The following is an 824-nucleotide window of genomic DNA, read 5'->3' as shown; positions in this document are numbered from 1 at the left end:
AGCACATTGGAGGTGGAAGATTCCGGATCATCCTTGGCACTGTATGTCAGCTTATCGAGCTCTACCTTCACCAGGGGTTTTTGGGCGACAACACTCAATTCGTCCAACTCGGTAGCGCTCTCCGTCATGGAGACTGTCCCCATATCCAGCGGACTTTGGGAAGCAGCAACCTCCACAAGCTTTGTCATTCCGTTCATCCCCACAAAATGAAAAGAAAAGATGTATTTTCCCGGGGATAATGAAGCAGAGAAAGTGCCGTCTTCCCGTGTAGCCATCTTTTTGATGCTGCTTGCGGGAGCCGTTTCCCGGGAGACAGAAATTGTTGCGTAAGGGAGCGGGGCCTGATCGGCAGCCGACACCAATTTCCCTTTTACAGTCACCCCCTGAGCTATCAAATTCACTGATAATAAAAAGAATAAAAACAGAATTGTCGCTGGCTTCATTGTGGTTCCAAATATAATACGTGCATTTGAAAAATTAAAAGTAGATATAAATTTGTCTCGCTAATTGAATAATCTCTTGATTACATATTTTTAACAAGACAGCGAGAGGGTTTATTCCTGTTTCAAGCGCCCGCTTTTTCTGAGGGCCTGATCCAGTATCCATTGTATCTGCCCATTTACGCTGCGAAATTCATCGGCAGCCCACTTTTCAATTGCATCCATCGTTTTAGCATCCAATCGAAGCGCAAAATTCCGGTTTGTTTTCTCTTTCTTCATCATTGTCAATTCTTTCACTCTGCCTTACCTGGTCTTACCAGCACCTTTTTAAGTTCCTCGGGCTGTAACGTACCAATCAATATTCTTTTGCTTTTTTTAAGTTCG

General features: G+C 44.1%; 2 protein-coding genes. Both read right to left on the bottom strand.

Going from position 1 to position 824, the window contains the following annotated elements; translation table 11 throughout:
• Positions 1 to 401: carboxypeptidase-like regulatory domain-containing protein (locus B3Z75_RS03765; RefSeq protein ID WP_294067911.1), on the bottom strand; the 401-nt coding region annotated here is incomplete at its 3' end.
• A 153-nt stretch (positions 402 to 554) separates the two neighbouring features.
• Positions 555 to 722 carry an Arc family DNA-binding protein gene (locus B3Z75_RS03760; protein ID WP_294067909.1) on the bottom strand — a complete coding sequence of 56 codons (168 nt, stop codon included), beginning with the start codon at positions 720 to 722 and terminating at the stop codon, positions 555 to 557.
• Positions 723 to 824: the final 102 nt, after the last annotated feature.

Origin of the sequence: Proteiniphilum sp. UBA1028 (assembly GCF_002316955.1) — a bacterium.
Lineage (GTDB): Bacteria > Bacteroidota > Bacteroidia > Bacteroidales > Dysgonomonadaceae > Proteiniphilum.
The sequence above is the reverse complement of the archived record's forward strand: the minus strand, read 5'-3'. Positions and strand labels throughout refer to the sequence as shown.